The sequence below is a fragment of the Ruegeria sp. CDSB029 genome, from assembly GCF_059611125.1.
Genome location: NZ_JBXWOX010000018.1, coordinates 84909 through 93946 on the forward strand (window position 1 = coordinate 84909; position 9038 = coordinate 93946).

General features: G+C 54.9%; 11 protein-coding genes and 1 pseudogene. 1 reads left to right on the plus strand and 11 read right to left on the minus strand.

Annotated features, from left to right (window positions below):
* The 10 genes and pseudogenes from rpsS to rpsJ form a co-directional block, all read right to left on the minus strand.
* On the minus strand, positions 1–279 hold the full coding sequence (gene rpsS, locus AC2FI8_RS18735) for a 30S ribosomal protein S19 (RefSeq protein WP_010437056.1): 279 nt from the start codon (positions 277–279) through the stop codon (positions 1–3).
* A 3-nt stretch (positions 280–282) separates the two neighbouring features.
* Positions 283–1125: a 50S ribosomal protein L2 gene (gene rplB / locus AC2FI8_RS18740; RefSeq protein WP_008757664.1), complete on the minus strand. Its 843-nt coding sequence runs from the start codon at positions 1123–1125 to the stop codon at positions 283–285.
* Positions 1126–1351: 226 nt separating this feature from the next.
* A complete protein-coding gene (locus tag AC2FI8_RS18745; RefSeq protein WP_496725241.1) occupies positions 1352–2986 on the minus strand; it encodes a sulfatase-like hydrolase/transferase in 1635 nt (544 codons plus the stop codon).
* 162 nt (positions 2987–3148) lie between these two features.
* Positions 3149–3229, minus strand: a pseudogene (locus AC2FI8_RS18750) (50S ribosomal protein L23); the annotation flags it as partial.
* A gap of 5 nt (positions 3230–3234) precedes the next feature.
* Positions 3235–4269, minus strand: coding sequence for a fatty acid desaturase (locus tag AC2FI8_RS18755; RefSeq protein ID WP_496725239.1), 1035 nt, complete (start codon positions 4267–4269; stop codon positions 3235–3237).
* Positions 4270–4539: 270 nt separating this feature from the next.
* Positions 4540–5550, minus strand: coding sequence for an aldose epimerase family protein (locus AC2FI8_RS18760; protein WP_496780535.1), 1011 nt, complete (start codon positions 5548–5550; stop codon positions 4540–4542).
* 137 nt (positions 5551–5687) lie between these two features.
* Positions 5688–5984, minus strand: a complete 297-nt coding sequence (locus AC2FI8_RS18765) for a 50S ribosomal protein L23 (RefSeq protein WP_496770187.1) — start codon at positions 5982–5984, stop codon at positions 5688–5690.
* The gene (gene rplD / locus AC2FI8_RS18770) at positions 5981–6598 is read right to left on the minus strand and encodes a 50S ribosomal protein L4 (RefSeq protein WP_050605826.1); all 618 of its coding nucleotides are present in this window, start codon (positions 6596–6598) and stop codon (positions 5981–5983) included. Before rplD ends, AC2FI8_RS18765 begins: the two co-directional genes overlap by 4 nt.
* Complete coding sequence (gene rplC / locus AC2FI8_RS18775; RefSeq protein WP_058272361.1) at positions 6595–7320, minus strand: 50S ribosomal protein L3; 726 nt, start codon at positions 7318–7320, stop codon at positions 6595–6597. Before rplC ends, rplD begins: the two co-directional genes overlap by 4 nt.
* An 18-nt stretch (positions 7321–7338) precedes the next feature.
* Positions 7339–7653: a 30S ribosomal protein S10 gene (gene rpsJ / locus AC2FI8_RS18780; protein WP_008756422.1), complete on the minus strand. Its 315-nt coding sequence runs from the start codon at positions 7651–7653 to the stop codon at positions 7339–7341.
* Between the two features lie 408 nt (positions 7654–8061).
* On the opposite strand from rpsJ, the gene AC2FI8_RS18785 reads away from it, so the two are divergent.
* A complete protein-coding gene (locus tag AC2FI8_RS18785) occupies positions 8062–8871 on the plus strand; it encodes a hypothetical protein (RefSeq protein WP_496780536.1) in 810 nt (269 codons plus the stop codon).
* 94 nt (positions 8872–8965) lie between these two features.
* Here AC2FI8_RS18785 and AC2FI8_RS18790 read toward each other — a convergent pair.
* On the minus strand, positions 8966–9038 hold a 73-nt coding region (locus AC2FI8_RS18790), incomplete at its 5' end, for an EF-Tu C-terminal domain-related protein (RefSeq protein WP_296514147.1).

The window sequence follows — 9038 nt, forward strand, 5'->3', positions numbered from 1 at the left end:
TTACTTCCGCTTCGCTTTTTTGTCAGCGGCGTGACCGTAATAGGTACGAGTTGGCGAATACTCACCGAACTTCTGACCGATCATGTCTTCCGAGACGTTGACGGGGATATGCTTATGGCCGTTGTACACACCAAAGGTCAGACCCACGAACTGGGGCAGAATGGTGGAACGACGCGACCAAATCTTGATGACTTCGTTGCGGCCCGACTCGCGCGCTGCTTCGGCTTTTTTCAGCACGTAAGCATCGACGAAAGGACCCTTCCAAACAGAGCGAGACATAGATTAACGTCCCTTCTTCTTGGCGTGCCGCGAGCGGATGATCAGCTTCTGGGACGCTTTGTTCTTGTTGCGGGTACGCTTACCCTTGGTGTCCTTACCCCACGGTGTAACCGGTGTACGGCCACCCGAGGTACGACCTTCACCACCACCGTGCGGGTGATCGATCGGGTTCATTGCAACACCACGAACCGACGGACGAACGCCTTTGTGGCGCATACGACCGGCTTTACCGAGGTTCTGGTTCGAGTTGTCGGGGTTGGACACGGCACCGACGGTGGCCATGCATTCCTGACGGACCATGCGCAGCTCGCCCGAGCTCAGACGGATCTGAGCGTAGCCGCCATCGCGACCAACGAACTGAGCGTAAGTACCCGCCGCACGTGCGATCTGACCGCCTTTACCAGGCTTCATCTCGATGTTGTGGACGATGGTACCGATCGGCATGCCCGAGAACGGCATTGCGTTGCCCGGCTTGATGTCGGCCTTGGCGGATGCCACGACTTTATCACCAACAGCCAGACGCTGCGGAGCCAGGATATATGCCTGCTCGCCGTCTTCGTATTTTACCAGTGCGATGAATGCGGTCCGGTTCGGGTCATATTCGATCCGTTCAACGGTTGCCGCGACATCAAATTTATTCCGTTTGAAGTCAACGATCCGGTAGAGACGCTTTGCGCCACCGCCGCGGCGGCGTGAAGTGATCCGTCCGGTGTTGTTCCGGCCGCCCGATTTGGTCAAACCCTCAGTGAGAGACTTGACCGGACGTCCTTTCCAAAGCTCCGAACGGTCGATCAGCACCAGCCCGCGCTGGCCCGGCGTCGTCGGCTTGTACGACTTGAGTGCCATGCTTTCTGTCTTCCGTTTAGCAAGTGCAGGGGATTTCCCCGCTATGTGATAGGCCCCCGTAGGTGCCAAGGGTATAGGGCCCCGAAGGTCCCCGGTTACAAATATCAGAGGCCCCGGAACGAATCCGAGGCCGTAAGATTGGGAGCGTTTAGCAGTGTTGGGGGTGGGTGTCTATAGAAGAAACCCGAATTTCATCTTCCAAACATGCGATCGCCTCAAGCAGCAACTACTGCCAGCTTGAAAACACTTCGCGGGCCTTTTCACTCTCGGGCCGCAGGTTTTCGATCCCCCCATAGGGCACACCTTTGCCCAGTGGCAGGTGAGGATACTTTTCGATCATCTTCTGGTGCCGTTTCATCATGTCCTGAAAGGACGCGCCGGACCAGAGTGAGCCACCGATATCGGGCGTGGATTCACGAGGGTCACGCAACACGTTATAAACCGGCGCTGCAGCGCCGGGCACACCGGGCGGCGGTAAGTGCATTTTGAATTCCTGCTTAACAATCGAACGCAGAACAGGGCCCTCGTAGATATAGACGTAGTCTCGGCGTGAGTTCCCTTCGCCCTCCAAAAGCAATGCGGTCTGGTCGATCCCATCTATCACACGATCGCGCGGAATATGTTCACTGCCTCCCGCGATCCGAGCCAGCGTGGTGTATAGATCTGAGACGTGAATAATGTCACCGGCATAGCTTCCGGCTTCGACGGCGGCTGGCCATCTGACAAAAGCATCAACCCGCACACCACCTTCAAGGTGTTCGGCTTTACCACCGCGATATATCAACTCCATCATCCCCGAATCCGGCGAGTATTGTTTGAAAATCCCGTTGTCCGCCATGAAAATGACCAGCGTGTTCTCGGACATACCGAGGTCATCAATCTTGGCCAGCAATTCACCAAACCATGTATCTACAACTTCCAACTTGTCTGCCATGAAGCCACCATTCCGACTCGTTTGCTGATCGGAATAGGTGAAGTTCAACGGATAGAGCGGCCAATATTGCAGGAAGAAGGGAGAGTCTTCTTTCGACAATAGTTCGAGCTGCTCCAGGGCTTGGGATTGGTAGCGTTCATTCATTCGTTCGTAATGCGCCTGCGTCCATTCTTCACCCGGAGCGAGGTCAACTTCTCGGGCCAATCCTCCCGCCTTAGCCTCCAACCCCGTCACAAGCCCATAGGGTTTAAACAGTTGGTCAACGGCAAATTCACCGGACTGGGTAGATCGGTGCCAACCGTTTAGATTGCTCGCTGCTGCGGCTTCAGGTGTCATCAAACTCAGCTGCACTTGCTGATGGACAGGAAAAAAGGCGTTATCGAACCCCTGATTGTGCGGGAACGACTGCTCAATATCTCCCTGATGCCACTTACCTACATGGGCAGTATTGTAACCGGATTGCTTTAAAACCTCAGCCAGCGTCACCTCATCTGCCGACAGTCCTTCGCCAACCAGGGCAACTTTCACTTCTTCCTGCCCGGCACGAACCGGGTGGCGACCCGTCAAAAAAGCCGTTCTCGTCGGAGTGCAAGAGGGCTCTGTATACATGCGCATAAGAGAAAGGCTCTCTGCGGCAAAATCGTTGATTTCCGGGGTATCAAAGCCCGTCACATAGTTCATTGGCCGACTGCCCATCAGGCCGAAACTCACATCGTCTATCAGGACAAAGAATATGTTTGGTGGGCGGTCATTATTGGCAGATCGAATAGCTGCAAGCTTTGCATCGACTTCGAGATCCTGCGCGTCCCATTGATCACCGAATTGCGCCCGAAGGAATTTGTACTCGCCATCATGTACAATCGGTTGGCCTTGTGCATGCAGAGTTGTTGCAGCAGCCAACGCGGCAAAAATGGTTCGAAAAAGCATCAAATCCCTCCAATTGACTATCGTCTCAAGGATAGCGGTTTGAGCCCACCAGTCAAACATTCAACAATTTGACGGAGAGAGCCCCGTCAATCAAAAAAAGGCCCCCGCCTTCGCGGGGGCCCTTATCTCTCTCCAAAGACGGATCCGATCAGAGACCGGTAGAACGTTAATGGTGTTACCCTCTTCCAGGGTCACATTTTCTTTTTTGACGTCTTTCCGACGGCCCAGCTGGTCGAGGAACCTACCCCTCACCCATAAAGCGCGCGCGCCTCGGCGAAGGACAGCAGGCGACGGCCCTTCTCATCCCACAGATGCAGGCGCGCGTTGGCGAGGCTCTCCCGGATGGTCATCTGGTTGCTGTTGGCCAGTTCATCATGATCGCGCAGCACCTCGGTCAGGCGATAGAACGGAATGCGGCTGTAGAGGTGATGCACGTGATGGATACCGATATTCGCGCTGAACCACTGCAGCACGGACGGCAGGATGTAATGCGAGCTTCCGTGCAGGGCGGCCTCGTGCAATTGCCAGTCCTCATCGGTATCCCAATGTGTGTCCTCGAACTGGTGCTGCACGTAGAACAGCCACACACCCGCAGTCGCGGCAATCAGGGTTGAGGGCAGAAAGATCAGCAGCACCGGCATCAGGCCGCCAAAATAGTAAACGGCGACGAGGGCAGCCAGAATGGCAAGATTTGTGCCCATCGCGCTGATCCAGAACCTGACGCTGCCCGTCAAACCCAGCGGGAGGCGGTTTTGGAACAGGAACAGATAGCCGGGGCCTAGGACAAACAGTGTGATAGGGTTGCGGTACACGCGATACCAAAACCGGTTCATGGGCGTCTTTGACTGATACTCGGCAACAGTCAACGTGTGGATATCGCCCATTCCCCGTTTGTCCAAATTGCCCGAACTGTTGTGATGGTTGGAATGCGTACGGCGCCAGACGTCATACGGCGTCAGGGTCAAAACACCGATGACCCGCCCAACCCAGTCGCTGACCGACCGGTTCTTGAAGAACGCTCCGTGCCCGCAATCATGCTGGATCGCAAACAGGCGCAGCAGGAAGGCCGCGTTGAGAACGGCAATCGCAAAAGCCAGCCAATAGCTGACGGAAAGCGACATCCAGGACAGCGCCCATAAAACGAAAAAGGGGATAATGCTGACACCCAGCTCAAAGGAGCTGCGCCACTGGTTCGGTTCGCGGTATTTGGCAAGTGTCGAAACCCAATCCCGCGCGGCGGTCACATCCGGTTTGTCCGGGGTCGAGAGATAGGGTTTTGTCATACGCCTGCCATGTCACTTCTGTTTGTAGAAACCGCATAGACTACCGTTCCGGCATAGCAAGCGAATTCTGGCTGAGGCGATTGCGTCGCGCTCATTTTCTTTGGTGTTGTTGCTCGGGAAACCTCCGCTTTCGCGGGTGCCTTCTTACTTATCCACAGTTGGACCCGATCAGAGATAGGTATTCACGTCGATGGTGTAACCCTCTTATGTGGTCAAATTTGCTTTATTGACGTTTTGCGGCGGCCCAACTGATCACGGAACCTCCTGATTTTACCCCCCGCCCAGAAACACGTATCGTGAAACATGGCGATAGGTTTGGCCCTTGCGCAATACCGCACTGGGAAACCCTTGCTGATTGATTGAATCGGGCCAGACCTGTGGTTCCAAAGCGACGCCAGAATAAGGGCCGTAGGGTTGGCCGCCTAAGCCAATGCGTGGACCTTCATCCAAAGACGAACCGGAATAGACCTGCAAACCCGGCTCGGTCGTCTCAAGCTGCAATGTCAGACCCGAGGACAGGCCGGTCAACGTCGCCACAGGACGACAAGGCAGACGCTGATCGGACAGGCAGTAATTGTGATCGTATGCCCAGCCTCCCAAAGGTCGCGGTGACCGCAGGTCAAAGGGCGTGCCCTCAACGCTAAGCGCTTCACCTGTGGGAATGAGGTCCCCTTCAACAGGGGTGTAGCGTTCAGCGCGCACCATTAGTTCGTGTTTGCGGATGTCTGCGCCACCGTCGAGGTTGAAGTAGATATGCGGGGTCAGATTGCAGAGACTTGCCGACGTTGTCCGCGCTTCCATTTCGATACTCAATGTAGCGTCGGCCTCGACTCGGAAGGTCACTGTCGTTGCCAAGTCGCCGCCAAAGCCCATATGGCCATCAGGCAGGGTCAGCTGCAAAGTGACCGCTCCCGATGTAACGCTGGAAATTTCCCAGACCAGACAATCCATACCCTGCATTCCGCCGTGCAACGTATGAATACCCAAATAATTGCGATCCAGCTGGTAGCCAGCGCCATCCAGACTGTATGACGCACGCGCGATCCGATTGGCACAACGGCCCACCATGGCTCCTAGGTAAGCCGTGCTGTCTTCATAGCCTGCAATCTCTGGCCACCCCAATATCAGAGGATGCTCAAAATCCTGCAAACGCAGATCCTGCAGCGTTGCGCCATAAGTCAAGATACGCGCAGAAAGCGCCCCCTGCCCTATTTCGATGCTTCTGACGATCTGACCATCCCGGGTTTTCCCGAAATCGCGAACCTGCTGTTCAGCCTGCATATCACCCGTCTCACTGCCTAGAGGTCACTGTGCACAGGTCCGGGCCAAGTTCAACGCGGCCAAACGAGCTGCGCCAACAAAAAAAGAGCCCCTGCATCAACAGGGGCCCTTTGTTCTTTTCCCAAAGACGGGTCCGATCAGAGACCGGTGCTTACGTCGATGGTGTTACCCTCTTCCAGGGTCACATATGCTTTTTTGACGTCTTTCCGCTTGCCCAACTGGCCGCGGAACCGCTTGACCTTGCCTTTGGTGATGGTGGTGTTGACCGCCTTCACCTTGACACCAAACAGCGATTCAACCGCTTCTTTGATCTGCGGTTTGTTGCTGTCGATCGACACTTCAAAGACAATCGCGCCGTTCTCAGACGCCATGGTCGACTTTTCAGTGATGATCGGCTTGCGGATCACGTCGTAGTGTTCTGCCTTCGCGCTCATTTCAGACGAGCCTCCAGTGCTTCGACAGCCGCTTTGGTGAGCACGAGAGTGTCACGCTTGAGGATGTCATAAACGTTTGCACCCATCGACGGCAGGATATCCAGACCTTCGATGTTGCGCGACGCCTTCAGGAAACCTTCGTTCACGGTCGCCCCGTCGATGACCAGAGCGCGTTTCCAGCCCAGGTTTGCAACCTGTTTGGCCAGTGCAGCGGTCTTGCCTTCGGCTTCGGCGTTTTCGATCACAACCAGTTCACCAGCTGCCATTTTGGCAGACAGCGCGTGGCGCAGACCGAGTTTACGGAACTTCTTCGGCAGGTCATGACCATGCGAACGCACGACCGGACCTTTGTAAACGCCACCACCCCGGAAGATCGGTGCCGAGCGAGCGCCGTGGCGTGCGCCACCGGTGCCTTTTTGGCGATAGATCTTCTTAGTCGAATAGGACACTTCCGAGCGGGTCTTGACCTTGTGGGTGCCAGCCTGAGCGTTGTTGCGCTGCCAACGGACCACACGGTGCAGGATGTCCGCGCGCGGCTCAAGGCCGAACAGATCGGCGTCCAGCTCGATGTTGCCGGCTTTGCCGCCGTCCAGTTTGATTACATCAAGTTTCATGCTTCACCACCTTCCGCGGGAGCTTCTTCCGCAGGTGCTTCAGTTGCAGCACCTTTTACGGCTGCCGGGAAAGGCAGGCCTTCCGGTGCTTTCTTCTTGACGGCGTCCTTGACGGTGACCCAGCCCGATTTCGGTCCGGGAACGGCGCCTTTGATGAAGACCAGACCACGGTCGGCGTCGGTTTTTACGACTTCCAGGTTCTGGGTGGTTACACGGGCAGCACCCATGTGACCGGCCATCTTCTTGCCTTTGAAAACCTTGCCCGGATCCTGACACTGGCCAGTCGAACCGTGCGAACGGTGGCTGATCGAAACACCGTGCGAGGCGCGAAGACCACCGAAGTTGTGGCGCTTCATTGCACCGGCAAAGCCTTTACCGATCGAGGTGCCCGAAACGTCAACTTTCTGACCTTCCAGGAAGTGTTCTGCCGAAATCTCGGCACCCACTTCGATCAGGCCATCTTCGGAGACGCGGAACTCGGCCAGCTTACGCTTAGGCTCGACCTTTGCAGCGGCATAGTGACCGCGCATGGCCTTCGAGGTGCGTTTTGCCTTGGCAGCACCAGCGCCCAGCTGAACGGCGGTGTAGCCGTCTTTGTCAGCAGTACGCTGTGCAACGACCTGCAGGCCGTCCAGGTGAAGAACGGTCACAGGGATCTGCTTGCCGTCTTCCATGAACAGGCGGGTCATGCCTACTTTTTTTGCGATAATACCAGAGCGCATAATCTATACCCTCCGATCTTACGACTGCAGCTTGATCTCGACGTCCACACCAGCAGCGAGGTCGAGCTTCATCAGCGCATCAACGGTCTGGGGGGTCGGATCAACGATGTCGAGCAGACGCTTGTGCGTACGGATCTCGAACTGGTCGCGGGATTTCTTGTCAACGTGAGGGCCACGGAGAACCGTGAACTTCTCGATCTTGTTCGGCAGCGGGATCGGGCCGCGCACGTTCGCGCCGGTCCGCTTGGCAGTGTTGACGATCTCTTGCGTGCTGGCATCCAGAACGCGATAGTCAAATGCCTTCAGCCGAATACGGATGTTTTGGCTTTGCATAATAACAGCCTTTTATCAGGCGTTGAGGTTGAGAGGAGGACAAGCGCGCATCGCCAACCCTCTTCGAACCCAAAAGGCGGGAATCACCCCGCCTTGATGTTCTTATAGAGAACTCGCGCGATCTACAGGGGTTGGTGGGGTTTGGCAAGGGGTTTAAACCGTAAGCCTTTTGTATTCTCAACAAGAAGCAAATACCAACTAAGCTTGCCAATACTCAACTTAAGATTGAACTTCTTGGCAGACAAGGTATCTCTAATGCAGAGGCGGCTTACTTATGGGTTTACCCAGAGAAATAGGCCGCTCAATTGAGCGGCCTTTTCTTATAGCGTCGGGGGTCCGTCACGAAAGTCGCGCTGCCGACCATGTATCCCGACGTTTCAAGACTGTATGTAGTAAAGGGAATTACTTATGTCAAGGTTTCTATCCCCATCGGATACAAGCGAAATTTCGGACTTTCTTTCAGCGCCGCGGCTGGGGACTTTCCAAGCACTGACGAGACAGCAAAAACCTGAAGATGCAATCGAACTACATCAAGCGACGATGAACCTTGGCGTGTCGATCATGGCCGTTACAGGCCTAATTGAGGTCGCAGTTCGAAATTCAACCTGTAACGCATTAAATGATGCCTTTCAGGTAAGCGATTGGCTCACAAATCCTCCTACATCCCTTAACTGGTCAGCTATAGAAAAATCATCGATCAAAAAAGCCACAAGAAACGCCCAAAGAGCAAAGTACTCGAAGCTCACCGGCCCACAGAAGACTTCACTGGACTCAGCAGCGTTTCCAAACGGTAAGCCACAAGGAATCAAGCACAGAAAAGTTGCGGAAAAGCGGCAATCAACAATAGCGGTATCTGAGGGAGAAATCGTTGCGCAACTAACTATGCACTTTTGGAAGCGATTATTTTCTGAAAACTATGAGAACACTCTGTGGCGAAGAGGCCTTAAGCGTGTCTTTCCCAACAAGAGTCTAAGTCGAGCTACAATCGCTAAAGAACTCGAAGTTATCTACCAAACCCGTAATCGTTTAGCACATCATGAACCCGTTTACGGTGGAAGGTTGTCCGACACATTATTTGCGATCGACTTTGTTTCGAAGAACCTTGGCAGTCGCGCAGCAAGCACTGAAAGTCCGTTTTATAAACTCATTTTGCCTCAACTGGACATATTGGAAGGACAAGTCGCTATCTTTAGGTCAACATACTTTAGGCTGTCGTAAACTCGTCAACCTCATCCAACGAAAAAGGCCGCCCCGGATTGGGACGGCCTTCTTTCGTTCAACAATTTGCCAGGCTGAAGCCCGGCCCACCGACTTACTCGACGATTTTCGACACGACGCCGGCGCCGACGGTGCGGCCGCCTTCGCGGATGGCGAAACGCAGGCCG

What these genes read in the sequence shown, in the direction of transcription:
- AC2FI8_RS18745 (WP_496725241.1), bottom strand. Translation starts at nt 2,986, where the DNA reads ATGCTTTTTCGAACCATTTTTGCCGCGTTGGCTGCTGCAACAACTCTG.
- rpsS (WP_010437056.1), bottom strand. Translation starts at nt 279, where the DNA reads ATGTCTCGCTCTGTTTGGAAGGGTCCTTTCGTCGATGCTTACGTGCTG.
- rplB (WP_008757664.1), bottom strand. Translation starts at nt 1,125, where the DNA reads ATGGCACTCAAGTCGTACAAGCCGACGACGCCGGGCCAGCGCGGGCTG.
- rplD (WP_050605826.1), bottom strand. Translation starts at nt 6,598, where the DNA reads ATGAAACTTGATGTAATCAAACTGGACGGCGGCAAAGCCGGCAACATC.
- AC2FI8_RS18755 (WP_496725239.1), bottom strand. Translation starts at nt 4,269, where the DNA reads ATGACAAAACCCTATCTCTCGACCCCGGACAAACCGGATGTGACCGCC.
- AC2FI8_RS18765 (WP_496770187.1), bottom strand. Translation starts at nt 5,984, where the DNA reads ATGAGCGCGAAGGCAGAACACTACGACGTGATCCGCAAGCCGATCATC.
- AC2FI8_RS18785 (WP_496780536.1), top strand. Translation starts at nt 8,062, where the DNA reads ATGTCAAGGTTTCTATCCCCATCGGATACAAGCGAAATTTCGGACTTT.
- rplC (WP_058272361.1), bottom strand. Translation starts at nt 7,320, where the DNA reads ATGCGCTCTGGTATTATCGCAAAAAAAGTAGGCATGACCCGCCTGTTC.
- rpsJ (WP_008756422.1), bottom strand. Translation starts at nt 7,653, where the DNA reads ATGCAAAGCCAAAACATCCGTATTCGGCTGAAGGCATTTGACTATCGC.
- AC2FI8_RS18760 (WP_496780535.1), bottom strand. Translation starts at nt 5,550, where the DNA reads ATGCAGGCTGAACAGCAGGTTCGCGATTTCGGGAAAACCCGGGATGGT.